The sequence below is a fragment of the Aequorivita soesokkakensis genome, assembly GCF_001641085.1.
In the GTDB taxonomy this organism is placed as follows: domain Bacteria; phylum Bacteroidota; class Bacteroidia; order Flavobacteriales; family Flavobacteriaceae; genus Aequorivita; species Aequorivita soesokkakensis.
Window position 1 is genome coordinate 1 of sequence record NZ_LXIE01000006.1, and the last position, 26,646, is coordinate 26,646.

The 26,646-nt window shown below is 38.2% G+C and carries 18 protein-coding genes; 12 read left to right on the forward strand and 6 right to left on the reverse strand.

The features are described from left to right. Positions 1–395: 395 nt before the first annotated feature. Positions 396–1,097, reverse strand: a complete 702-nt coding sequence (locus A7A78_RS04325) for a DUF4294 domain-containing protein (protein ID WP_068761229.1) — start codon at positions 1,095–1,097, stop codon at positions 396–398. Positions 1,098–1,223: 126 nt separating this feature from the next. Between A7A78_RS04325 and A7A78_RS04330 the strand changes: the two genes are divergently transcribed. The 3 genes from A7A78_RS04330 to A7A78_RS04340 all read left to right on the forward strand — a co-directional run bounded on the left by A7A78_RS04330 (position 1,224) and on the right by A7A78_RS04340 (position 4,797). Continuing rightward, on the forward strand, positions 1,224–2,309 hold the full coding sequence (locus tag A7A78_RS04330; RefSeq protein ID WP_068761230.1) for a M42 family metallopeptidase: 1,086 nt from the start codon (positions 1,224–1,226) through the stop codon (positions 2,307–2,309). A gap of 117 nt (positions 2,310–2,426) precedes the next feature. Next, positions 2,427–3,857, forward strand: a complete 1,431-nt coding sequence (locus A7A78_RS04335) for an MBOAT family O-acyltransferase (protein WP_068761231.1) — start codon at positions 2,427–2,429, stop codon at positions 3,855–3,857. A gap of 31 nt (positions 3,858–3,888) precedes the next feature. After that, on the forward strand, positions 3,889–4,797 hold the full coding sequence (locus A7A78_RS04340; protein ID WP_068761232.1) for a hypothetical protein: 909 nt from the start codon (positions 3,889–3,891) through the stop codon (positions 4,795–4,797). Here the strand turns inward: A7A78_RS04340 and A7A78_RS04345 are convergent. Then, entirely contained in the window at positions 4,794–6,137 is a 1,344-nt protein-coding gene (locus A7A78_RS04345; protein WP_423190697.1) for an alanine/glycine:cation symporter family protein, read from the reverse strand. The two genes, A7A78_RS04340 and A7A78_RS04345, sit on opposite strands and share 4 nt — an antisense overlap. 109 nt (positions 6,138–6,246) lie before the next feature. Here A7A78_RS04345 and A7A78_RS04350 point away from each other — a divergent pair, with 109 nt between their 5' ends. Beyond that, positions 6,247–7,512: an acyloxyacyl hydrolase gene (locus A7A78_RS04350; protein ID WP_068761233.1), complete on the forward strand. Its 1,266-nt coding sequence runs from the start codon at positions 6,247–6,249 to the stop codon at positions 7,510–7,512. 56 nt (positions 7,513–7,568) lie between these two features. Here A7A78_RS04350 and A7A78_RS04355 read toward each other — a convergent pair whose 3' ends face one another. From A7A78_RS04355 to A7A78_RS04365, 3 genes are all read right to left on the reverse strand, one after another. Next, the gene (locus A7A78_RS04355) at positions 7,569–15,146 is read right to left on the reverse strand and encodes a choice-of-anchor Q domain-containing protein (RefSeq protein ID WP_094746036.1); all 7,578 of its coding nucleotides are present in this window, start codon (positions 15,144–15,146) and stop codon (positions 7,569–7,571) included. 225 nt (positions 15,147–15,371) lie between these two features. Next, a complete protein-coding gene (locus A7A78_RS04360; protein WP_068761235.1) occupies positions 15,372–16,325 on the reverse strand; it encodes a phosphoribosylaminoimidazolesuccinocarboxamide synthase in 954 nt (317 codons plus the stop codon). A gap of 66 nt (positions 16,326–16,391) precedes the next feature. After that, a complete protein-coding gene (locus A7A78_RS04365; protein ID WP_068761246.1) occupies positions 16,392–17,345 on the reverse strand; it encodes a PhoH family protein in 954 nt (317 codons plus the stop codon). Between the two features lie 106 nt (positions 17,346–17,451). Here A7A78_RS04365 and A7A78_RS04370 point away from each other — a divergent pair, with 106 nt between their 5' ends. The 7 genes from A7A78_RS04370 to mnmE all read left to right on the forward strand — a co-directional run bounded on the left by A7A78_RS04370 (position 17,452) and on the right by mnmE (position 24,446). Further along, positions 17,452–18,297, forward strand: a complete 846-nt coding sequence (locus tag A7A78_RS04370) for an SAM hydrolase/SAM-dependent halogenase family protein (protein ID WP_068761236.1) — start codon at positions 17,452–17,454, stop codon at positions 18,295–18,297. Positions 18,298–18,333: 36 nt separating this feature from the next. Then, positions 18,334–18,630 carry a putative quinol monooxygenase gene (locus A7A78_RS04375; RefSeq protein ID WP_068761237.1) on the forward strand — a complete coding sequence of 99 codons (297 nt, stop codon included), beginning with the start codon at positions 18,334–18,336 and terminating at the stop codon, positions 18,628–18,630. A 4-nt stretch (positions 18,631–18,634) separates the two neighbouring features. After that, positions 18,635–19,342 (forward strand): gliding motility-associated ABC transporter permease subunit GldF, encoded by a 708-nt coding sequence (gene gldF, locus A7A78_RS04380; protein WP_068761238.1) that lies wholly within the window; start codon positions 18,635–18,637, stop codon positions 19,340–19,342. Further along, positions 19,342–21,036 (forward strand): gliding motility-associated ABC transporter substrate-binding protein GldG, encoded by a 1,695-nt coding sequence (gene gldG, locus A7A78_RS04385; RefSeq protein ID WP_068761239.1) that lies wholly within the window; start codon positions 19,342–19,344, stop codon positions 21,034–21,036. The genes gldF and gldG overlap by 1 nt, the downstream gene beginning before the upstream one ends. Positions 21,037–21,140: 104 nt before the next feature. Then, on the forward strand, positions 21,141–22,259 hold the full coding sequence (gene dnaN, locus A7A78_RS04390) for a DNA polymerase III subunit beta (RefSeq protein ID WP_068761240.1): 1,119 nt from the start codon (positions 21,141–21,143) through the stop codon (positions 22,257–22,259). A 156-nt stretch (positions 22,260–22,415) separates the two neighbouring features. Continuing rightward, positions 22,416–22,922 carry a hypothetical protein gene (locus A7A78_RS04395; RefSeq protein WP_068761241.1) on the forward strand — a complete coding sequence of 169 codons (507 nt, stop codon included), beginning with the start codon at positions 22,416–22,418 and terminating at the stop codon, positions 22,920–22,922. Positions 22,923–23,042: 120 nt separating this feature from the next. Next, positions 23,043–24,446, forward strand: a complete 1,404-nt coding sequence (mnmE, locus tag A7A78_RS04400; RefSeq protein ID WP_068761242.1) for a tRNA uridine-5-carboxymethylaminomethyl(34) synthesis GTPase MnmE — start codon at positions 23,043–23,045, stop codon at positions 24,444–24,446. 3 nt (positions 24,447–24,449) lie between these two features. On the opposite strand, the gene A7A78_RS04405 is transcribed toward mnmE, so the two are convergent. Then, the gene (locus A7A78_RS04405; protein ID WP_068761243.1) at positions 24,450–25,805 is read right to left on the reverse strand and encodes an NAD-dependent succinate-semialdehyde dehydrogenase; all 1,356 of its coding nucleotides are present in this window, start codon (positions 25,803–25,805) and stop codon (positions 24,450–24,452) included. A gap of 330 nt (positions 25,806–26,135) precedes the next feature. Here A7A78_RS04405 and A7A78_RS04410 point away from each other — a divergent pair, with 330 nt between their 5' ends. Continuing rightward, a complete protein-coding gene (locus A7A78_RS04410) occupies positions 26,136–26,564 on the forward strand; it encodes an FKBP-type peptidyl-prolyl cis-trans isomerase (RefSeq protein ID WP_068761244.1) in 429 nt (142 codons plus the stop codon). Positions 26,565–26,646 lie beyond the last annotated feature (82 nt).

Here is a 26,646-nt window from a genome sequence, read left to right on the forward strand (position 1 = left end):
CAATATCTCAATGAACTTTTCTTTATTAAAAATAAAGATTCAATTGTTGGTGGAACGGAGTTGAACCGTTGCTATTATTTCCTTTTCACCATTTTTAAGACCGTGCCTGTTTCTCTAAGCGGGTGCAAATATACAACCCCTTTTTTTAATCTACCAAACTTAATTTGATTTTTTTTGAATGTTTTTTATCAACAGGTTTCAAGCTGTTGAAAGCTACATAATTATAATTTAAAAAAGTTTAAACGAACTACTAAGCAAGCAGAAAACTTTATGAATAATTATTGCCTGAACCCATAAAACTGGCATATTCAGTGAATTAATGGACATTCAAAAAATTAAAAGAGCGAACTTCAAAAGTACTGCCTTTAAAACTTCTGTGCAACCTCTAACCTGTTTTAGTTATTAACAGCTTTTTTATTCCAATAAGAAGTCAAATCAATATAATCAATTGGAAATGCGGGAGCTTGGCGCTCAAGTATGTTTTCGCGAAAGGATTTTTCGAGAATGTCTTCAATTAAATAGTCTTCTTTTACCTCAAAAGGTTGGTATTCTTCTTTGAGGGAAATCTCAAAAAGATTGGCTGTAGTATTATACCAGAAAGCCCGCCATCCCGTGCGCAGTTCTTTTACAAGATCATAGGCCGTTCGGCCCGTTTGTCTGTGGATGAGCTTTACCAGTATTTGGCCTTCAGTATGTGTAAGTTTCTTTAGTTTTTCGGAAAACTCGCCTTCAATATAGTTCTGTACGCGCTTGGTATACCTCCTTCTATCTCCTTTATTATCTATAGTTTTTAACCTTTCTGTCATTGTTGTCAACCTTTCGGCGGCAAGTTTGGCGTATGGATAGACTTTTCGGGTTTTTCTTCTTAAAATTAAATAACGGCGCCTATCCTGCTCTGACATGAATTTAACCTTCTTCAAGAGATATACTTCTTCAAGATTAATTATTTCACGGGCAATGGTGTCTCCTTTAATAATGTAATACATAATCTCAGTGGAATCCTTTTGCTTTTCAAGAGATTCGTTTTCAACCTGTGCCAAAGCTAAAGTGCAGTTGAAAATGAGAATACATATATATATAGCTGTATTGAATTTCATTCAAATTGTTTTAATAAAAACCATGTGTCATCTAAAAACGTTCCAAAAATAAGCAAATTGCATTGTTGGGCTTAATAAGAAATTGCTAATTTTACCGAACATACATCTTTTCAGAAAAAATAATTTATGACTACTTCAATATTAAACGACAAATCATTAAAATTTTTAGAGGAATATTTAAACAACGCAGCACCCACTGGCTATGAGTGGGACGGGCAAAAAATTTGGATGAATTATCTGAAGCCTTACGTTGATGAGTTTTTCACGGACACCTACGGAACGGCAGTGGGCGTTATAAACCCAAAAGCTAAATTTAAGGTAGTTATTGAAGGACACGCAGATGAAATTTCTTGGTATGTAAACTATATATGTGATAGCGGACTTCTTTATGTAATAAGGAATGGTGGCAGTGATCACCAAATAGCACCTTCAAAAATTGTGAATATCCACACTAAGAATGGCATTAAAAAAGGTGTTTTCGGTTGGCCAGCAATCCATACACGCGATAAAGCAAAAGAAGAAACCCCAAAGCCCGAAAACATTTTTATAGATGTGGGCGCAAAGGATAAGGAAGAAGTTGAAAAAATGGGTATCCACGTGGGCTGCGTAATAACCTATCCCGATCAATTCCATATTTTGAACGAAGATAAATTTGTGTGCCGTGCTTTAGACAACAGAATGGGCGGTTTTATGATTGCAGAAGTTGCTAGATTGCTTCACGAAAACAAAAACAAACTTCCTTTCGGACTTTATATAACAAATTCCGTTCAGGAAGAAATTGGCCTTCGAGGTGCCGAAATGATTGCCGAACGCATTAAACCAAATGTTGCAATAGTTACCGATGTAACCCACGACACCACTACCCCAATGATTGACAAAAAGAAACAGGGATTGGCGGAAATTGGCTGTGGGCCTGTAATTGCTTACGCTCCTGCAGTTCAACAAAAATTACGTGATTTAATAGTTGAAACCGCAGAAAAGAAAATGATTCCATTTCAACGTGCAGCATTATCGCGAGCAACCGGCACAGATACCGATGCCTTTGCATACAGTAACGGCGGCGTGGCAAGTGCTTTAATTTCATTGCCTTTGCGCTATATGCACACTACCGTTGAAATGGTCCATCGAGATGATGTGGAGAATGTAATAAAACTTATTTACGAAACACTTTTGACCATAAAAGACGGTGAAACTTTTAGTTATTTTGATTAAGTCTTTTAAAATAAAATCTGAATTTTAAATATAAGAACTACAAACAAAACAGATCGTTGCAATTGAAAATTTGCAGCGGTCTGTTTTTTATTATATTTACCGCAAAATCCCACACTTTTGTTATTCAACTCCTTTTCATTTGGATTGTTTCTTCCCATTACTCTGTTTCTTTATTGGGCGGTTGGCTTTAAAAGAATAAAAGCACAAAATGCGATTCTGCTTCTTGCAAGCTATTTTTTTTATGGGCTTTGGGATTGGCGTTTTTTATTGCTAATTGTTGCAAGCTCCTTGGTAGATTATTTTGCTGCACTTGCTATTAAAAGCACTGAAAGTAACGGCAAGCAAAAACTTTTTCTTTACAGTAGTGTTCTTTGGAATTTAGGCGTACTTTTTCTTTTTAAATATTACAACTTTTTTATAGATGAGTTTGCAGTTCTCTTCAATATGCAACAAGGAGAATATGCCTTCAGTACTTTAAATCTTATTCTTCCAGTTGGTTTAAGTTTTTATACTTTCCAAACGATGAGTTACAGTATTGATGTTTATAAAAAACGAATTGAACCCACGCGAAACTTACTAAACTTTCTTTGCTTCGTAAGTTTCTTTCCACAATTAGTTGCTGGCCCAATTGAAAAAGCTTCAGATTTACTGCCACAATTCAGTAAAAAACGTTCTTTTAAAACAGAAGAAGTAAAAGAAGGTCTGCGCCAGATTTTATGGGGACTTTTCAAAAAAATGGTGATTGCGGACAATGCCGCTTATATTGTAAATATGATATATGCTAGTCCCGAGGATTATGGTAGCCTTTCATTGCTCTATGCCTCCTTACTTTTCTTTATTCAGATTTACGGTGATTTTTCAGGCTATTCAGATATTGCAATAGGATCTGCAAAACTTTTTGGTTTCAAACTGAGTAAAAATTTCAACATTCCGTATTTAGCAAAAAGTGTAACAGAATTTTGGCAACGCTGGCATATTACGCTAACACGATGGTTTACAGACTATGTTTATTTCCCAATAATTCAAAAAAACCTACGTAGCAACATTCGCAGAAATATTGCAATATTTTTAACGATGGCCTTAATAGGCCTTTGGCATGGAGCAGATTGGACTTTTATTATTTTCGGGGGTTTTCAAGGATTTTTGATAATTTTGGAAAGAACACCATTATCAAAGGAAAGAAAATCCAGCCTTTTTCATAAATCAGCAATTCCAAAAATACTGCTTCCCTTTTTTAGTTTTTCGTTCATTACAATTTCTAGTATTCTATTCAGAAGTCAAAATCTTTCTGAAGTAAAGATTATTTTACAAAGAATCTTTTCCTTTATACCCAGTGAAAATTTAGCTTCCATTATTAACAAGCGTTTTATATTTTTTCTCTTTATAATGATTGCTTTGGAAGTAATTACCCGAATTAAAGATTTCCCGTTGACCCAAATCGACAAATATGTTAATAGACCTACGCGCTGGATTATTTATTACATTTTCATTTTTTTAATTTTCCGATATGCCGGGCCCAAAGAGGACTTTATCTATTTTCAGTTTTAGCAAGACACAAAAACGTTTTCTAAAATATTGCTTGGGATTCTTCATTCCGGTAATTATAGCCTATTTTATTTTAGAGCTACTGGTTTTGAATATTCCTATAAATTACAAGGTATTCGGCACCTATTTAGACACACATTTCCAAGAAATTGAAGTTATGGCTTTGGGTTCCTCACAAATGAAATGTGGCTTCAATCCTGCCCTTTCAGATGAAAACGCTATAAATTTTGCATCTACTTCACAACACCATAATGAGGATTTCCACATTTTAAAAGGGACAATCGATAGGTTACCAAAACTGAAATATGTTTTACTGGAAGTATCATACAATCATTTGGAATTGCCCCATCATCCAAATGATTATTGGAAAAACACGATTTACCTAAAGTATTATAATGTCAATGCTTTTGAAAGGCCAACTTGGTTTAAGGATCGATTGGTGTATCTTTCAAACCCACGATTTTATTCGCATAAATTGATGGATTATTATTTTTATAAAACCGATCATTCCCAACTCAACGAATATGGTTTTGACATTAATAATTATGAAGGTGCCTTCAAAAAATTAAATTATGATGAAACAAAAATAGCTTCGCATAAATTCAAGATTATCGACAGGGAAGACACCGCTATTTTCAAAAAAAATACTGCCTATCTTTTTGAAATGTTGGATTATTTACAAGCCAAAAAACTAAAAGTAATAGTAGCCACGCCTCCACTTTATAAAACTTATTTAAAGGAAAGAAATCCCAATGTTGTTCAGCGACGGGACATCGTTCTTTCAGTAATTAAGAAAAAATACAACAACGTAATTTTATTAAAAGAGGAAACCGATACACTACAATTCACGGCGAAGGATTTTCTGAATGAAAACCATTTAAACCCAGACGGTGCAAAGAAATTTACAGCTTTGGTAAACCAAAAACTTGACAGTTTGAATTAACTGTTTTTAAGTCTTTCAAAATAACCTTTAGCCTCTTTTATAACTTTTGGAGCAAGAAGCACCGTCGCGGTCATTGTGGGAATTGCCATCATCGCGAAGAAAGTGTCAATCAAATTAATCATCATACTCAATGATGTTGTGGCTCCTACTAGAATACTTATAATGTAGAAATAATTATAAATTCCTTTGTTTTTAGCTCCAAAAAGAAAGGACATACACTTACTTCCGTAATAAGAATATGAAAAAAGTGAGGAAATACTGAACGTAATAATACAAGCCAATAAACCGTATTTTCCATAAAAAGGAATACTTTCCTCAAAAGCAGATGCCGTTAAACTCACTCCGTTTGCATCGCTGCTCTGCCAAACGCCCGTAACCAAAATTGCCAAAGCTGTGAGCGTGCAAATTATTAAAGTGTCTATTGCCGGACCCAACATCGCAACCAAACCTTCACGAATGGGCTCATTTGTTTTTGCTGCGCCGTGTGCCATGGGAGCCGTTCCAATTCCTGCTTCGTTTGAAAATGCTCCGCGCCGAATTCCCAAAAGAATAATGCCTCCAATAACACCGCCCAAGAAAGTATCTCCTTTGTAAAAATTTGCTGAAAACGCATCAGTGAAAATCATTCCCATATACTTTGGAAGTACATCAATATGAGTAATCAGAATTATCAAAACCAAAAGAAAATAAAGAATCACCATTCCAGGAACCATTTTGGAAGCAGTTTTACTAATGCGCGAGAGGCCTCCCAAGATTACAATTGCTGTGATAGCGGCCAAAACCAACCCAATGATTAAATCGGTTTGGAAACCGTTATATAGCCCGGCTGGTTTTAAAAGAATATCGTTAATTGCCTGTGTCAATTGATTTACATTAAAAACGGGTAAAGCTCCAACCAATCCCGCAACACTGAAAAAAACTGCAAGCGGCATCCATTTTTTTCCCAAACCTTCAATAATAAAATACATAGGCCCGCCCTGTATTTTTCCTTCGCTATCTTTTCCGCGATAAAGAATTGCAAGCGTTGCCGTGAAAAACTTGGTGGACATCCCGATTACGGCGCTCACCCACATCCAAAAAACGGCTCCGGGACCGCCAATGGCAATAGCGACGGCCACTCCTGCAATATTGCCCATCCCTACTGTTGAGGACAGTGCAGTCATTAAAGCTTGAAAATGTGTTATTTCGCCAGCATCGCTTTCATTGTCATATTTTCCGCGAAGAACTGCAATGGCATGTCCTAAATAACGAAAAGGAAGGAGTTTAATTCGTATTAAAAGATACAAGCCGCCGCCAATTAAAATAATCAACAACGGCAAACCCCAGGCTGCGGAAGCCATTTCAGAAATAATATTGTCTAGTTCTTTCAAAAGGAACAATTAAAATTTACAACGAATGTAGGATTAAAATTTTTAAAATTAACTGGGAAATTGTTACTTGCAGCGCCAAATGAAACAACAACTAACCATTTTCTTTCTTTTTGTCACTTTTTTCAGTTTCGCCCAAAAGGAGGCAGATTGGAAAAAAAGTGCTTTTACAATTACTCCAGAATTGCTTTTGGGGTTAACAATGGAATCTAATGATGGCTTTCCGGACACAAAGTTACAGAAGCAAGCAATTTTAAATTTTGGGAATTATCAAAACAATAATCCTCAGGAATGGGCACAAAGACTGAAGGCTCCAAAAACAGGCTTATCCATAGGAATTACTGATTTTGGAAATTTAGATAGTTTGGGAATCGGCATAACAGCAATGCCTTTTATAGAATTCAAAGCTTTTGGAAGTGATCGTTGGAAAGTTTTGACGGGAATGGGCGCTTCCTATTTCACAAAGAAATTTGATGCCGAAACGAATCCACAAAATCAAGCCGTAACTACCGATATAACTTGGGCCTTTAGATTGTATTTATATTACCAATTTCTTTCAACAAAAAATATAGATTGGCGGACAGGTTTAGGTTATTCACACCACTCCAACGGACATACACGTTTGCTTAACCAAGGTTATAATTCATTTTTGGTAAGCCTTTCCGCAGAAATTAAAAACCCTTTAAATAATCCAAGAATAGACACCGCAAACATACTTCCCAGCTACAAAAGAACTGTTTATGATTATTATGCATTTCGTGCTGGTCTTGGTCAAAATGCTTTTGCTCTTGCCTTTAATGATAGAAAAAATGTTTATACCATAGCTGGAGAATACGGGCGCGTTTACAATAATACATTTAAAATTGGTATTGGTTTTTACTATCGTTTTTACCAACATTATTACGATTATATTGAAGGAAACGAATCTTTGGTGCAGAATGGAAGGGAGTTTGATTATTTTAGAAGCAATCCTTGGTATTATGCATCGAATCTGGGCATAACCATACACGGTGAAATATTTTTAAACCATTTTGGAATTGATTTACAATTGGGTTACAATCTTCATAAACCTGCATATAAGTTAGACTGGCGCATTAACGAAGGTTGGGACAACACACCCCGAGAGATTTCGAGAAGTTGGGTTTTGGGGGAATTGGATGGAAGCTTTAAGAAAAAGCATCGCATTTCCTCAAGATTGGGGCTTAAATATTATTTAATAGGAATGGAAAAAGCGCCGAAAAACAATTTCTACATTGGTGCCCACCTCAACGCAAATCTTGGACAAGCCGATTTTACAGAGCTTAGTTTAGGATATGTTCACAGTTTTAATTTTCGGGAACGGAAATAAAAAAACCCTTTCCTGTTACAGAAAGGGTTTTTAGGTTTAACCTAATTCAAACAAAATTATTTTGCCAAGATCAATCTGTGTGTGGAAGTTGAAGTTTCCGAAACAATTTTAATCACATAAACGCCATCAGAATAGCTGCTGAAATCTAAATCTTTTTCTCCATTTGAAGTTTTGAAATTGCGAACTATTTTTCCTGAGCCCAATTCAACAATAACTATTTGAATATCGTTTCCGAAAGTTGCAGGAATTTTAGCCGTTGCAAAACCTCTTGATGGGTTTGGATAAATCACGATTCCACTTCCACCTTCTGTAATATCTTCAATAGAAAGTAAAATGGTTTGTGCTTCAAAAGCTCCAATATCACGGATTCCTCCAAAAATTGCTTGTTCAATTTGGTCGTTGAATAAATCTGCAGGATCACCAGCATTGTATGCAACAGAACCTTCCACTAATTCGTGTGTTTCAGTAACACCACCATTATTTTGAAGCGGGGCAAGCATTGGGTCAACTTCCTCAATATCGTTAGCCTGCTCAGGGAAAGCGTTTGCGTCGTCCATTCCAATTAAATTGTAATCATTCGATACAAAATTTCCATTCACATCAACTCCAGAAATTCCTGTATTAAGAGCAACCAAAGTATTTTTTAAAGAAGTTGTAGTTTCACTTTGAATACCACCTCCGTCGGAAAGGGCGTTGTTCATTGCAACGGTTACCGCATTTAAATCAAAACTTGCTCCGTTGTTGTAAATTCCAGCTCCAGCGCCGTTGGCTGTGTTGGTAGAAATTGTACTTCGCATAACTATTACATCTCCGCCAGAAGCATTGTGAATACCACCACCAGAACTTGTTGCTCCGCTTGCCGAATTATTCGAAATAGTTGAAGTTGTAACCTCTAAAATGCCGCCGTTATTGAAAATACCAGCTCCCCCGTCATCTGCAGCCGTTCCGAATGAACTGTTTCCATCAATTGTTGTTGTATCAACATTCATAACTGTTCCACTTTGGTTCCAAAGTCCACCACCTTCACGGGCAGCTTCGTTTCCTGAAACCGTACTTCCTGAAATAGTAATTAAACCACTATTTCCTGTTACGTGGAAACCACCACCATTTCCTGGGGCTGGCGTTCCTGCGGTTCCGTTAACGTCGTTGTTTGACATATCAGAATTTGTGAACGTAAGTGTTCCGTCAATCAATTCAATAGCACCACCCGCTCTGTTTGCTGAGTTTCCGCTTAATGAAGAATCTGTAATTGTAACATCACCCGCAGTACTCAACAATCCACCTCCAGAACCAGCGGCTCCGGTTGAAAGGTTGTTTGTGATTGACGTTCCATTCACAATATTCAGCGTTCCTCCATTGTTGAAAACGCCACCACCACCGTTGTCGGCATCGGCTCCTTGAGCTGTGTTGGAATCAATCGTCATTCCGTCAACAATCATAATTCCAGTTCCATTCCAAAGTGCACCACCTTCAGCAGCAGCAATGTTTCCAGTTGCAGAACCACCTGTAATGTTTGAATCACCAGCACCTGTAATGTGAAGTCCACCACCATTTCCGGGGGAAGCTGAAGTTGTATTCGAAGTGAAAATTACATTCGTAAGATTCAGCTCACTTCCAGCAATTGAATTTTCTTCAATTGCGCCACCAGCTCTCATTGAAGTGTTTCCACTCAATTCAGAATCAGAAACCGTCAAGACTCCAAGATTGTTCAAAATACCACCACCAGAACCAGCGGCTCCGTCTGCAATATTATTCGAAATTGTGGCATTCAAAACATTCAATGTTCCCATTTCGTTGAAAATACCTCCACCACCTTGATCGGCAGCAGCACCACTTGCAGTATTTCCATCAACGGTTGTTCCGTCAATTGTCATGGTTCCGGTACCGTTCCAGTATGCGCCACCTTCAGCTGAAGCGGTGTTTCCGCTTGCAGTTCCGCCAGTAATGTTTGAGTCACCGGGACCAGTAATATGAACTCCACCACCGTTTCCAGGCGCTGAAGCTGTACTGTTGTTCATTAAATTTGTATTTGTCAGGGTCAAAAGGCTTCCAGCAACAGACTTTTCTTCGATTGCACCACCGGCACGCATTGAAGTATTTCCGGTCAAATCTGAATCTGTAACTGTAAGTGTTCCTTCATTATTAAAAATTCCACCACCGGAACCAGCGGCTCCATCAGCGATGTTATTTGAAATTGTAGCATTCAAAACATTTAAAGTACCGCCATTGTTGAAAATACCTGCGCCACCATCATCGGCCATAGGACCGCTAGCAATGTTTGCATCAATTGTAGTTCCATCAACAGTCATAATACCAGCTCCATTCCAAAGTCCACCACCTTCTCTAGATGCAGTGTTTCCACTTACGTTTCCGCCAGTAATGTTTGAATCGCCAGCACCAGATATATGAAGTCCACCCCCGTTTCCTGGAGCGGAAGCTGTGCTATTGTTCATCAAATCAGTATTGGTTAAAGAAAGAAGACTTCCTGCAATTGAATTTTCTTCAATAGCACCACCTGCTCTCATTGACGTATTTCCATTTAATTCAGAATCGGTAACTGTCAAAGTTCCTAGGTTATTCAAAATACCACCACCAGAACCCGAAGTTCCGTCTGCCATATTATTGCTAACAACTGTTCCATTTTGAACAATTAATGTACCTCCTTCATTGAAAATACCGCCACCACCTTGGTCTGCGTCATTTCCGCTTGCAGTGTTTCCATCTATAGTAACATTATCCACTGTCATTGTTCCACTTCCATTCCACAAACCTCCACCTTCTGCTTTGGCTGTATTTCCGTTTACGGTACCATTTGTTATCGTTGCAATTCCGGGACCTGTTATATGAAATCCACCTCCGTTTCCGGGCGCATTTCCAACAGTATTGTTATCTAGGTTGGTATTCAAAAGTGTAACAGTGCCGGGAGTTACCGAAGAATTGTCTTCAATACCACCCCCTGCTCTTTTAGCTGAATTGTTTGAAATATTAGAGTCATTAACAGTTAAAGAACCTCCATCCACATTTTGGATTCCACCCCCAGAACCAGCGGTTCCAGTTGCAGCATTGTTAGATATAGTTGAAGAATTCTGAACGATTAAAGTACCTCCATTATTAAAGATACCTCCACCCCCGTTTGTCGCGTCATCCCCAGCAGCTTGATTGCTATCCAATAAAGTGCTATCAACGGTCATTGTACTTCCTACTTGGTTCCAAAGACCACCACCTTCGCTTGCTGCATCGTTATTGGTTAGGGTACTTCCTGAAATATTTACAGTTGCAATTCCTGTAACGTGCATTCCACCACCATTTCCTGGGTTTGGAGTGCCTGCGGCGATATCAGCTTTATTACCAATTAAAGTAGTATTTGTAATATCCAAAGTTCCTACAACAATTTCAATTCCACCACCGGCGCGATTTGCGGCATTACCATCAATCATTGCTCCTGTAATTGTTACAGCGCCAGCTGTAGTTAAAATTCCGCCACCAGAACCAGAAGTTCCTTTTGCAAAATTGCTTTGAATAGTTCCGTCAGTAACATTAAGGTCTCCCCCGTTGTTGTAAATTCCGCCACCACCAGCACCGCTGATAGCATTATTCAAATTAATCATTGTATTGGAAACGTTCATTGTACTTCCTGCTTGATTCCAAAGTCCGCCACCTTGATTAAAGGCGTTATTTCCAGAAACAGTTGCATCGTTAACAGTTGTAGTAGTAGCTCCTGAAATATGTACTCCACCACCATTACCCGGATTTGGAGTTCCAGCAGTTCCATTTACATCATTGAAAGCAACGATAGTTCCGTCTAAGTTTAAAGTGCCATCAATAGTTTCTATTCCTCCACCTGCACGATTTGCATAGTTTTGGGTTATTTGAATAGCCGCAATATTTAAAGTACCCGCAGTAGATAAAATTCCACCACCAGAACCAGAAGCTCCATCCGCAATATTATTTTTTATGGAAGTTCCCGCAAGAATATCTAATGTACCACCATCATTATAGATTCCTCCACCTCCATTGTCGGCATTTGCTCCGCTTGCAATGTTATTGGTAACTGGTACGCCATCAACTGTCAATGTTCCGCCTCCATTCCAAAGACCACCACCTTCGGCAGCAGCAATGTTTGCATCAACAGTTCCGCCAGTTATGGTTGCATTTCCAGTTCCACCAACGTGAAGACCTCCACCATTTCCGGGTGCAGCAACGGCTGGTGCAACGCCAGCATTATTTGTATTAAGTGTAGTTGCTGACATTGTTAAGGTTCCTGCGGCAATTTCAATTCCACCGCCCGCACGGTTTGCTACGTTGTCTGTAATTATTGCGTCTGTTACAGTAACTGTTCCAGCCGTACTATGAATTCCACCACCAGAACCAGCTGTTCCATTTGCGGTATTATTTGTAATTTCTGTACCAGCTAAAACATTAAGTGTTCCACCATTGTTGAAAAGTGCTCCACCTCCATCATCCGCCAAAACTCCGCTTGCAATGTTTCCACTTAGCATTGTTGTTTCAACAGTCATAATTCCAGTGTTGTTCCAAAGTCCACCACCTTCTTGGGCAGCAAGGTTATTTTGAATCGTACTGTTTGAAATGTCTGCATTTGTAGTTCCAGAAAGGTGAATTGCTCCTCCATTTCCAGGATTTGCCATTGTTCCCAAGCCGATATTGACACCAGCTGAGTTTCCGCTTAAAGTAACGCCGTCTAAAGTTAAAGTATTACCTGAAGCATCTTCAATAGCACCACCAGCTCGACTTGCATAATTTCCTGAGATTGTACTTCCAATTGCAACATTTAAAATTCCACCTGTATTATTGAACAAAGCACCGCCACGGCCTCCGGGAGTTGCTCCCATTGCAACGTTAGCAGTAAGATTTGTTGCAGAATCTACATTTAAAATCCCTCCGTTATTAAAGATTCCACCGCCTCCGGTTGCATCACCAGTTGCTTTGTTCCCTGTAATTGTAGTTCCTGAAACGGTCATTGTTCCTGTACCATTCCAAAGACCACCACCTTCAAAGGCGATGTTATTGGTTACGCTTCCGCCGCTATAATTTACATTTCCGGGACCGCTAATATGAAGTCCTCCTCCATTTCCTGGAGCTGGCGCATTGGCCGTATTTTGATTCATTACAACATCATTGAAAGTATAGGTTTCACCCATAGCAGAATTCAATTCTATTGCACCACCAGCTCTATTTGCTGTATTGTCTTCAAAAGTAACACCATCAACTGCCAAAATTCCCGGAGTTAAGTTGAAAACGCCACCACCAGAACCTGCGGTTCCACTTGCAACATTTCGCACTACTTGAGTTCCTGGGGCAAGCGTAAGTGTTCCTCCATTGTTGAAAACACCTCCACCGCCATTATCGGCTGCATTTCCCGCGGCAGTATTTAAATCTATGAATGTATCTCCAAAAATTACATTTCCAGCTTGAACTGTCATTGTTCCGCCGTTGTTCCACAATCCTCCACCTTCGGAAGCGGCCGAATTAAAAAATACAATTCCGCTTAAGGTTACGTTGGCCGAATTGCCCGTTACGTGAAGTCCTCCTCCATTACCCGGATTTGGAGTTCCACCCGTGGCAGTTCCATTTACATCGTTAAGGATTAATTGCAAATCAACAAGATTTGCTGTTCCATCAATAATTTCAATTCCTCCACCAGCGCGGTTTGCACCGTTTGAAGTAAGCGCCGCGGAATTGATATTCAATGTTCCCGAAGTACTCAAAATAGCTCCTCCAGAACCAGAGATTCCAGTTGCAATGTTGCTAAAAATATCTGCGAAGGAATCAATATTCATTGTACCACCGTCATTATAAAGAGCACCGCCGCCTTGTTCAGGATTGTTTCCCGTAGCTTCGTTTTCGCTTAATTCAGTATCGCTTCCCGTAATAGTCATTATTCCAGTACCATTCCATAATCCACCACCTTCAACGGCTGTGTTATTTTGAACAATACAATTGGTAAATGTTGAATTTCCACCACCACTAATATGAAAAGCTCCACCATTACCTGGGGCAGTTGCTCCAGTTGCAATGTTGTTTCGTAAAGTAACATTTGAAAAACTGTATAATTCACCTGGCGAAGCAAGTATTTCAATACCTCCACCCGCTCTATTTGCAGTGTTTCCAGTAATATTTATTCCGTTTATGTTCAACGTTCCTGGAGTAAGGCTGAAAATACCTCCACCGGAACCGGCAGTTCCATCTGCTATGTTATTTGAAATTGTTGTTGAAGCAACCATCAAGGCTCCTCCATTATTAAAAATTCCGCCACCGCCATCATCGGCCAAATTACCAGAAGCCATATTTCCTGAAATGGTTGAACCGCTAATAGTCATCATTCCTACGTTATTCCAAAGACCGCCACCTTCTTGTGCGGCTTGGTTATTTTGTATAGTACTTCCAGAAATTGTTGCTGAAGTTGCACCTGACAAATGCAAAGCGCCTCCGTTTCCAGGATTCGCCATTGTTCCCAAGCCGATATCAGAGCCTGCGGAATTTCCTTCCAAAGTGATTCCAGTTAACATCAAAGTTCCACCAGATGCGTCTTCAATTGCACCACCAGCTCTACTTGCATAGTTTCCGTTAATATTTAAGCCAGAAGACAAAGTAAGCGTACCACCAGTATTGTTGAAAATTGCCCCACCGCGTCCGCCGGGAGTTGCACCCATTGCAATGTTTTGAGAAAGCGTTGTTGCTGCATCAACGGAAAGTATTCCGCCGTTGTTGAATAAACCACCACCTCCAGTGTTTGCGCCCAAAGCGGAATTTCCCGTAATAGACACTCCATTAACAATCATTGTTCCAGTTCCGTTCCAAAACGCCCCACCTTCATTTGCAGCAGAATTATTAAGAGCTGAACCGCCTGTAATTGTTGTATTGGCCGCTCCAGTTATATGCAGAGCACCTCCATTCCCTGGAGCTGTAATGCCTGTAGCAGTATTGCTATTAAATACAACACTACTTATATTTAATGTTCCAGTGGAAGCAAATTCAACAGCACCACCAGCGCGAACTGCACTATTTCCTGTGAATGTAGAATTATTTGAAATATCAAGATTTCCATTACCTCGAACAATAATAGCACCACCACTTCCTGCAATAGGGTCAGTTGCAGAGTTTCCAGAAAAAACCGTATTGTCTATAAACCCAGATGTATTGTTTAATACAATAGCTCCACCACCAAAAGCACCACTTGAAGTATTATCTAAAAAAGTACTATTATTTATTGTTAATGATGGTGAATTTACAGCTCTAATTGCCGCACCATTTGCAGTGTGTGAAAAGTTTTGAATAGCTAAATTATTTATTAAGCCTTCTGAGCCGTCAAAATAGAAAGCCCTATTGTTACCTGTAGTTCCATCTAAAATAGTAGATCCATCAATATTACCATTTATAATAATATTGTCAGTAACTGTAATTTGGCCCCCTGTATATACAACAGTAATTCCTGGATCAAAGGTAATTGTAGATGGAGAAAATGCGTCTCCATTGGCCATATTTATGGCTTGTCTTAAAGATCCGGCTCCGTTGTTGTTACCATTGGTAACATTATAGGTTTGTCCATAGGACATTGCCGTTATCAGTGTGATTGAAATTAATAGGAAAAAATTTCGCGTAAATAATTGTTTCATACTTGGTAGTTTTTGTTAGACAATTCTTTTATTTAACAATTACTTACGCAGAAGTAGTGAAAGTGGTTTTAAATCAATTTGTTAAATATTTCCCAATAATTAAAATCATTAACAATTTATTAAATTTACAAAACGATAAAAACCCTTTAAGAGCAGAAACTCATAAAGGGTTTTGTTAATTTTAATTTGAAGCCAATCTTAATTTTAACTTAAGATAATAAGCAATTATTTTTTATTTAAATATTCCAAAACATTTTTTTCAATGCGCGAATGAATACTCGAAACATCAGCTTTCACGAATTTTTCACCGGTAATATTTTCATAAAGCTCAATATATCTTTCGGAAACGGTTTCAATATATTCATCGCTCATAAAAGGAACTTTCTGTCCATCCAAACCTTGAAAACCATTTTGGATTAACCATTGACGCACAAATTCCTTGGAAAGCTGTTTTTGTGGTTCATTATTTTTTTGACGCTCTTCATAACCCTCAGCATAAAAATAACGGGAAGAATCCGGAGTATGGATTTCATCAATAAGAACAATTTTTCCATCTTTCGTTTTTCCGAATTCATATTTAGTATCAACCAAAATTAATCCTCGTTTTTCTGCAATCTCACTTCCACGTTGAAAAAGTTTTCGTGTGTAATCTTCCAACTGAAGATAATCAGCTTCCGAAACAATTCCACGTTTCAAAATATCTTCACGCGAAATATCTTCGTCGTGATCGCCCATTTCTGCTTTGGTGGCAGGAGTGATTATTGGCTGGGGAAACTTATCATTTTCCATCATTCCTTCTGGCATAGTAACGCCACAAAGAATTCTCTTTCCTGCTTTGTATTCTCTTGCAGCATGGCCACTCATATAACCACGGATTACCATTTCAACTTTAAAAGGCTCGCAGGCCTCGCCAATAGCAACATTTGGGTCTGGCGTAGCAATTAACCAATTTGGAACCAAATCTTGCGTATCACGCATCATTTTAGTTGCAATCTGGTTTAGAATTTGACCTTTATACGGAATTCCCTTCGGCATCACTACATCAAAAGCGCTAAGCCTGTCCGTAGCGACCATTAAAAGTTTATTGTTTTCCAAAGTATAGACTTCACGGACTTTCCCGTGGTAAACACTTTTTTGTCCGGGGAAATTGAAATCTGTTGAAATTATGGTATTACTCATTTTGATTTTAGATATACGATTTTCGATTTAAAAATTGGAATTTGGAGTTTAATATTTTTGGATTTCTTAGTCTACGTTTTCAATATTCTTGTAAGCAGCAATCACTTCTTTCACCAAACGGTGACGGATAACATCTTTGTCGTCCAAATAAATCATTCCAACTCCTTTTACATCCTTTAAAACCAACAATGCTTCTTTCAACCCTGAAATAACTCGACGTGGTAGGTCAATCTGCCCGGGATCGCCAGTAATCATAAATTTTGCGTTTTTTCCCATACGGGTCAAAAACATCTTCATTTGGGCGTGGGTTGTATTTTGGGCTTCGTCCAAAATTACGAAGGCATTATCCAAAGTTCGTCCGCGCATAAAAGCCAAAGGTGCAATTTGAATCACGCCAGTCTCAATATGGGAAGCCAACTTTTCCGCAGGAATCATATCGCGGAGCGCATCATATAATGGTTGCATGTAGGGATCGAGTTTTTCTTTTAAATCTCCCGGAAGGAAACCTAAATTTTCCCCAGCTTCTACTGCAGGTCTTGTTAAGATGATGCGTTTCACCTCCTTGTCTTTCAGCGCCTTAACAGCAAGCGCAACACCTGTGTAAGTTTTACCGGTTCCAGCTGGGCCAACTGCAAAAACCATATCGTTTTTTCCCATTAGCGCAACCAGTTTCCGTTGGTTTGCGGTTTGTGGCCTTACAGGTTTTCCGCTAACGCCGTGAACAATTATTTCTCCACTACCAGCGGGAGTTTCGTATTCTTCTTTATTTCGGCTTAAAAGTACACGTTCAATTACGTTTTCGTCAATTTTGTTGTATTTGGCATACTGTTCCAAAAGCATATTTATACGCCTATCAAATTCCTCCAATACATCTTCATCGCCATACGCTTTGATTTTGTTACCGCGAGCAACGATTTTCAGTTTGGGAAAATATTTTTTAAGAAGGTCAATATTTGCATTTTCAAGTCCGAAGAAATCTCTTGGACTGATCTCTGTAAGTTCGATGATAAGTTCGTTCAAAAGGCGTGCTTTTTTATTATTTGGAATATGCAAAAAATAGTTTTGCTACTAACAAAAGTAACCTATTTTTGTGGTAACTCTTTTAAGAAAATATCAACAATCATTTATGCCAATAATTACACTCACAACTGACTTCGGAGAAAAAGATCACTTTGTTGGCGCGGTAAAAGGAGCTATTTACACCGAAATGGAAGATGCTAAAATTGTTGATATCTCGCACTCCGTTTCCCCATTCCATCTTCACGAAGCTGCATATATAATTCAAAATGCATACAAGAGTTTTCCACAGGGAAGTATCCATGTAATTGGCGTAGATTCTGAGTTAAATCCTGAAAATAAACACATTGCGGTTTTTATGGACGGCCATTATTTTGTGTGTGCGGACAATGGAATAATTTCAATGCTTACATCAGAAATTCGTCCCGAAAAAATTGTTGAAATAAATATTCACGATCGCGTTATTAGCAATTTCCCGGTTTTGGATGTTTTTGTGAAAGTTGCCGGACATATTGCCCGTGGCGGAACATTGGAAGTTATTGGGAAGAATATTTCCGAAATCAAAGAGTTAACAGGCATTCGCCCTGTGGTTAGCAATAAAGAAAGCCAAATAATTGGAAACGTAATTTATATTGACAATTATGGGAACGTAATTAGTAACATCACAAAAAAACTGTTTGAAAACGTTGGAAAAGGAAGGGAATTTTTAATCAACGCCCGTTCAGAAAAATTCAGTAAAATACACACGCATTATAGCGATGCAATTAATTTTGAGCAACCTCCCGAAAAACGTGAAGAAGACGGGAAAAGATTGGCCCTTTGGAATTCATCCCAATTTTTGGAATTGGCAATCTATAAAAGTAATCCTACTTCCATTGGAGGCGCTTCAAGCTTATTTGGCCTTGAATTTAGAGATACAATTACAATCAATTTTATTTCAGAAAACAATCAATAGCTAATAACAGACAACCCATAACCGACGACTGAAAATATGTTCACAAGAATTGTAAAAATGGAATTTGAAAAAGAGAACATCCCCGCTTTTCTATCTAATTTTGAAGAAGTGAAAGAAAAGATTCGAAATTTTCCAGGTTGTACATTTTTGGAACTTTACAACGATAAAAATAACGAAACAATCTTTTTCACTTACAGCCGTTGGAAAGATGAAACAGATTTGGAAAACTACAGAAACAGTACGCTTTTTAAAGAAGTTTGGAGTGTAACAAAACCAATGTTTAAAGAAAAAGCAGAAGCTTGGAGTGTTGATACACTTCATTCATTAAAATAAATAAATGCTCACTATAATAAAACGCGAAATAAACTCCTTCTTTTCCAGCACCATCGGCTATTTGGTGATTGCTGTTTTTTTAGTTATAAACGGTTTGTTTCTTTGGGTTTTCAGTGGGAATTACAACATACTCGATTCAGGTTTTGCAGACCTTTCCCCCTATTTTGAACTTGCGCCCTGGGTTTTATTATTCTTAATTCCCGCCGTGTGTATGCGTGCCTTTAGTGATGAAATGAAAATGGGCACCTTGGAACTTTTGCTCACCAAACCTGTTTCATTGAAACAAATTGTACTGGGAAAATATTTTGGAGCAGTAATCCTTATTAGTATCGCTTTGGTTCCAACAATATTATATGTTTTTACAATTTCTGAATTGGGAAATCCACCCGGTAATTGGGACGTTGGAAGCACGATGGGCTCTTATATTGGCCTGTTATTTTTAGTACTTGCCTATACTTCCATTGGCATTTTTTCGTCTACGCTTTCGCAGAACCAAATCGTGGCTTTTATTATTGCGGTATTTCTTTGTTTTGCGCTCTATTATGGGTTTGAAGGGTTTACTTCTTCCACTTTTGATATTTCAAATTTGGGAATGAAGGCACATTTTGACAGCGTTGCGCGCGGGGTTTTGGACACGCGCGATTTGATTTACTTTTTGAGCGTAACGGTCTTTTTCATTGCGTTGACCATCTTTAAATTGAAGCAACAATAATGAATACTTCAATTAAAAAAAATATCGTTTCATTAGCAATCTTGATTGGAGGACTGCTTCTTTTAAATATCCTCGGAAGTTATTTCTACAAACGCTTCGATCTTACACAGGATAAACGTTTCACTCTTTCCGAGGAAGCAAAACAGATTGTTGACAAAGTAAATTCGCCAGTTATTGTAGATGTTTTTTTGAAAGGAAATTTTCCACCGGAATTCCGAAGGCTCCAAAGTGAAACCGAACAACTTTTGGACGAATTCTCAGCTTATAATGACAATATAAAATTTGAATTTATAAACCCAACCGAAAAAGGGAACGAAGCATTTCAATCGCAATTTGAAAAATTTGGATTGACACCCGCACAAGTTTCCGTAACCGAAAGCGGTAAGCAAAGCACCGAACTTGTTTATCCGTGGGCACTCGCCCATTACGATGGGAAATCTGTTAAAATTCCTTTATTGAAAAACCAATTGGGCGCTACTTCCGAGGAAAGAGTGAACAGCTCGCTTCAAAATTTGCAGTATTCCTTTGCAGATGCTTTTAAAAAATTGGCTACACAAAAATCTAAAAAAGTTGCAGTTTTAAAAGGAAACGGGGAATATGATGACCGCTACATTGCTGATTTTTTTGGAACACTTCGGGACTATTATTTTATAGCTCCATTCACTTTAGATTCAGTTTCGTCCAATCCCGAGAAAACCTTAAAAGCTTTGGAAAGCTTTGATTTGATTGTTGCCGCACAACCTACAGAATCTTTTAGCGATGCTGAAAAATATGTGCTGGACCAATATATTATGAACGGCGGCAAATCACTTTGGCTTTTGGACGCCACGCAAATGCAGGTTGACACGGTTTCTGGGAACACTTTTGCCTTCGGAAAGGATTTGAATTTGAATGATTTCTTCTTTAAATATGGCATTCGTATCAACCCAAATTTAGTGAAAGATGTGTATTCAGCTCCAATTGTTTTAGCCAATGGCGACGAGCGCGAAGCACAATACAACCGCTATCCCTGGTTTTTTAGTCCGTTAAGCAGCAGTGCAAACAATCACCCGATTGTTTCGAATATTGAAGCAGTAAAGTTTGATTATGCCAGCGTCATCGATACGCTACCGAACAATATCAAAAAAACTGTTCTACTTTCCACTTCACCAATTACAAAAATTGTTGGGTTGCCTTCGCCAATTGATTTTGATGAGGAAATTCCGAAGAATTTGCAAATAGTTAATGAAGGTCCAAATCCAAATGAGTTCAATGCTGGAGAAGTGCCTTTGGCAGTTTTACTGGAAGGGAAATTCACTTCAGTATTTAAAAACCGTGTAAAGCCTTTAAAATTGGAAGGTGACTTAAAAAATATTGATGATGGGAAGGATTCAAAAATGGTTATTATTAGTGATGGCGACGTAATTAAAAACCAAATGCAGGGCAATCGTCCTTTGGAATTAGGCTTCGATAAAATGACCAATTCTTTTTATGGAAATAAGGAATTTTTGCTGAATACGGTCAATTACCTTTTGGACGATAGTGGACTTATAAACATTCGAACACGGCAAATTGCGGTTCCATTTCTAGATCAACAAAAAACCGTAGAACAACGCGCAAAGTGGCAGGTTCTTAACCTATTGCTACCGTTGGTGTTACTGGCCATTTTCGGAATTGGTTTCAGCTTCTACCGCAAACGCAAATACACACGTTAAATGTTGATAAGTTTGTTTTAACAAACACTTCATTTGAAATATATTTGTAGGTATCCTTAAAACAAAGGGTTTATCATTATTCTGATCAAAAAAATAAATATTCAATGAAATTCATCGTATCGAGTTCGTATTTATTAAAACAACTGCAAGTTTTGGGCGGTATTATAAACAACAATAATACCCTGCCTATCTTAGATAATTTTCTTTTCAACCTAGACAAAAAATCGCTTACCGTATCGGCTTCAGATTTGGAAACAACAATTTCTTCCAAACTTGAAGTAGAAAGTACCGAAAAAGGAATGGTTTGTATTCCTGCAAGACTTTTGCTGGAAACGCTAAAAACATTTCCTGAACAGCCATTAACGTTTACTGTTGAAGACAACAACACTATTGAAATAAGCAGCAACCACGGTAAATATGCGTTGGCATATGCTAGTGGGGAAGAATTTCCAAACGCTGTGGAATTGAAAGACCCATCTTCTACAGTAGTTCAAGGCGATGTGCTAGCAACTGCAATCAGCAAAACAATTTTTGCTTCTGGGAATGACGATTTAAGACCCGTAATGAGCGGTGTTTTCTTTCAGTTTTCAACAGACAATTTGGTATTTGTTGCAACCGATGCCCATAAATTAGTGAAATATACCCGTGACGATATTAGCGCTTCGCAAACAGCCGAATTCATAATGCCGAAGAAACCTTTGACGCTTTTGAAAAGCATACTTGCCGGGAGCGAAGAAAATGTAACAATTGAATATAACGACAGCAACGCTAAATTCATTTTTGAAAATACTGAAATGGTTTGCCGCTTGATTGACGGGAAATACCCTAACTACGAAGCGGTTATTCCGAAGGAAAACCCTAACAAATTGGTTATCGACAGAAACCAGTTTTTGAATTCCGTTCGTCGTGTTTCTATATTCTCAAGCAAAACTACACACCAAATCCGTTTAAAAATTGCTGGGGCCGAACTGAACATTTCAGCAGAAGATATTGACTACAGCAACAAAGCTGAAGAGCGTTTAACTTGTGATTACCAAGGTGACGATATGCAAATTGGTTTCAACAGCCGTTTCTTAACAGAAATGCTGAATAATCTAACAAGCGATGAAGTTTCTTTGGAAATGAGCCTACCGAACCGCGCAGGAATTCTTACTCCAGTAGATGGGCTTGATGAAGGTGAAACAGTGACCATGCTTGTAATGCCTGTAATGCTTAACAACTAGACTTTTCGATTATTAATTTTTAAATAATAAGATTGAAGAAAATCCGCCGAAAGAGCGGATTTTTTTATTTTAAAAAATGCTGATGACATTCTCCTAACCATTTCGATGTGCAGTTAGTTTAATCCTTAAAATAAATAATAACTTAAAACTACACACATGAAAACTTTAAAAACAATTTGCATTCTTTTTCTTTCCGTATTGATTATTTCCTGTTCCAAAAAAGATGATGATGGTGGCGGAAGCGCTCCGGATGCTGAATTTAGCGCCACTATAAATGGTGGAGGCTTTGGCAGCAATTACGCGTCTCGCTTGGGGTTTTACTCAGCGGATTATTCTGATAATGGCCTAACACTTGCGGTAACCGATGAAAATACTAACATTGTACGTATCTTTTTAAATCAGTCAGGAGGTTTTGGAAGTGGGATCACCAAAATAGTTGGTGACGTTGCTACCAACGGATTTGTAACTAACGTAATAATTAGGGATCAAACCAACCAGGTAACTTACAATTCTTCCGATGGAGAGATAAATATCGTTGAAAACGTTGCAAATCCTGAAACCGAGGACGGACGTTTGATATCCGGAAACTTTACCATTACCGCAATTTCGGGCGCAGGACCAACAATCACTATGAGCGGAAACTTTAAGAATTTTGCTTATTAATTGAAATTAATATTCAACAATGAAAAAAGGGTGGCATTCGTGCGACCCCTTTTTTTTGCGGTAATTTCAGGTTCCATAAACTTTTAAAACATTTCCAAAGTAATGTTACCTTTGCAGCCAATGACACACACAGATACCATAGTGGCAATGGCAACTCCAGCGGGTGCGGGAGCAATAGCAATTATTAGGCTTTCAGGACCGAATGCAATCGATTTTGCTTCATCAATATTTATTTCCATCTCCGGAAAGGAACTTGCAAAGCAAAAAACACACACTGTACATTTAGGAAATATAAAAGAAGGCGAACGTGTTATAGATGAAGTATTGCTGACTATTTTCAAAAACCCAAATAGTTATACAGGTGAAGATGTAGTAGAAATTTCTTGCCACGGAAGCAATTATATTCAACAGGAAATTATGCAATTATGCCTTCGGAAGGGTTGCAGAATGGCACAAGCGGGTGAGTTTACATTGCGTGCTTTCCTAAACGGAAAAATGGATTTGAGCCAAGCGGAAGCCGTGGCCGATTTGATTGCCAGCGATAGTGCGGCCAGTCATCAATTGGCAATGCAACAGATGCGCGGTGGATTTTCTTCGGAAATAAAAAAACTTCGTGAGGAACTTTTGAATTTTGCTTCCCTCATTGAACTAGAACTCGATTTTGCCGAAGAAGATGTGGAATTCGCCAATAGGGAGGAATTTCAAAAACTTATATCAAAAATAACACACGTTCTTAAACGACTTATAGATTCCTTCGCCACAGGAAATGTTTTAAAAAATGGTATTCCAGTTGCTATTGTTGGTGAACCAAATGTTGGAAAATCTACCCTACTGAATGCTTTGCTTAATGAGGAACGTGCCATTGTGAGCGACATTGCGGGAACCACACGTGACACTATTGAAGACGAAATAACCATAGGTGGCATTGGTTTCCGCTTTATTGATACGGCGGGAATTCGAGAAACGGTGGACGTTATTGAAGGTTTAGGGATTCAAAAAACATTTCAGAAAATAGAACAGGCACAGGTTGTAATTTATCTTTTTGATGCTGAAAAGTTCAAAGTTGAAAGTTCCAAGTTTAAAGTGGAGATTGAAACCATTAAAAATAAATATCCATTAAAAAACCTTTTAATAGTTGCCAATAAAGTTGACAAGCTTACCGAACAAGAAATACAACAACTCAATGTCACCCTGAGCGCCGTGGAAGGGTCTTCGTATTTGTTACTTTCAGCAAAAACAAAACTGGGCTTTGAAGAACTTCAAAACAAACTGCTTGATTTTGTAAACACGGGCGCACTTCGCAACAACGAAACCATCGTTACAAACAGCCGCCATTATGATGCTATGTTAAAAGCTTTGGAAGAAATAATTAAAGTACAGGAAGGCATTGACAGTGGTTTGAGTGGTGATTTACTGGCGATTGACATTCGCCAAGCGCTACATTACTTTGGAGAAATTACCGGAGAAATTTCAAATGACGAATTGTTAGGGAATATTTTTGCTAATTTTTGTATCGGAAAGTAATTCCTATTTCACATAAACCGTCTTCCTATTTACAAATTCCATCATTCCATCTTTGGCGAGTTCACGGCCATAGCCAGAGCGTTTTTGCCCACCGAATGGCAATCTTGGGTCGCTCTTTACCAATTCGTTTATAAAATAAGCGCCATCACTCACAGCGCCAACGTACTCAAGTGCTTTTTCAATATTAGAAGTACAAACTGTAACTCCTAGTCCAAATTTAGATTGTTCCGAAAGCCTGAAAGCTTCTTCAATAGTTTTTACTTTTATCATTGCCGCCAAAGGGCCAAAAGTTTCTTCATCAAAAGCGGGCATTCCTGGCTTTACATTTCCCAAAATGGTGGGTTCATGATAAGCTCCGTTTTGTTTTCCACCCAAAATTAATTTTGCCCCCTTCTTTATGGAAGCTTGAACTTGTTTTTGTAATTCATCAGCCAAGTCTTCTCTTGCTAAAGGTCCAATTTTGGTTTCTTCTTCCATGGGATCTCCAGATTTGAGCTCTATAACCCCCTTTGTGAATTTTTCAACAAATTCGTCATAAATGCCTTCCATTAAAATAAAGCGTTTAGCCGCAATGCAACTTTGGCCGCAGTTAAGCATTCGCGCTGTGAGGGCTGTGGCTACAGTTTTGTCAATATCGGCATCATCCCAAACTATAAAAGCGTTACTTCCACCCAGTTCCAAAAGACTTTTTTTAATGTGTTTTCCAGAAATCTGGGCAACGGCAGAACCCGCCTTTTCACTACCGGTCAAGGTTACTGCTTTCACAATATCGTTTTCTATAATTTTTTCAATTTTATCGTGATTAACAATTAAGCTCTGAAAAACGTCCTTTGGGAATCCTGCTTTTTTAAAAACTTCTTCTATCTTTTTGGAACAGCCCAATACATTGGAAGCGTGTTTCAGTAATCCAACATTTCCTGCGGTTAATGTAGGTGCTGCAAAACGGAAAACTTGCCAGAAAGGAAAGTTCCAAGGCATAATAGCTAAAACCGTCCCAATTGGTTCTTTATGCACAAAGCTTTTTTGAGCATCGGTTTTTATCATTTCATCTGCCAAAAAAGCTTCCGCATTTTCAGCATAATAATCACAAACCCAAGCACATTTATTTACTTCGGCACGTGATTCTTTTATTGGTTTGCCCATTTCCAAGGTTATCATTTTTGCATATTCTTCAACATTGTCTCTTAGCACTTGCCCTGCATTCTTCATAAGAGATGCCCTTTCTTTTAAAGGCACTTTCCTCCATTTTTCAAAAGCTTTTGAAGATTTCTCTAACTTTTGGAACAACTGTTTATCACTTAATTCCGTGTAGGTATTTAATACCTTTCCATTATAGGGGTTTATGCTTTTAATTTCCATAACATTTTCCTGCTCACACAGGGATCATTTTTATAAATTAAACTTTGAAAATATAATTCTTGAATATTGTAAAAGAAAATTTGATAGTGAAATATTTCATTAGTTTTTCTTTATTAATCCGCTACCACACTTTTTTCCGAAAACTTTAAAATCATAATTGCTTTAAATTGCTTCTCACTAAATTATATTGGGTTTAAAGTAATGGTTCTAAGAATAAATGTTAGTTAATCTTTCCTTAATTCAACGGATTATAGCTCTAATTCTGTGGAATTGGCTAATGAAACCCATAGTTTTGCCCACTTATTGAACAATAATTGTAAAAACAAAATTATGAGTCAAGTACAAGGAAATGAAACCGTAAAACTTCACTACACAGGAAAACTGAATGACGGACAAGTGTTCGACAGTTCCGTACAACGCGAGCCACTAGAGGTAAAACTCGGTGAAGGCCGTTTAATTCCTGGATTTGAAAAAGGATTGGTGGATATGAAAGTGAACGAAAAGAAAACTATCACTATCCCGAAAGAGGAAGCATACGGTGAAGTTCAAAAAGAGCTTTTCCAAAAAATACCGAATGACAATCTTCCACAGGAAATAAAGCCAGAAGTTGGAATGGGTCTTGTTTCTAAAAACCCTGACGGTAGCGAGCGCCAATTGCGCGTTGCTGATGTTAAGGACGGTTTTATCATCGTGGATGCCAACCATCCATTGGCCGGACAAGATTTGACCTTTGAACTGGAATTACTTGAAATAAAGTAATTTATAGGTAAATATATTTTGAAAAAGACTGCCTCTGGGTGGTCTTTTTTTGTTTCAGGATTCAGGTTGCAGGTTGCAGGTT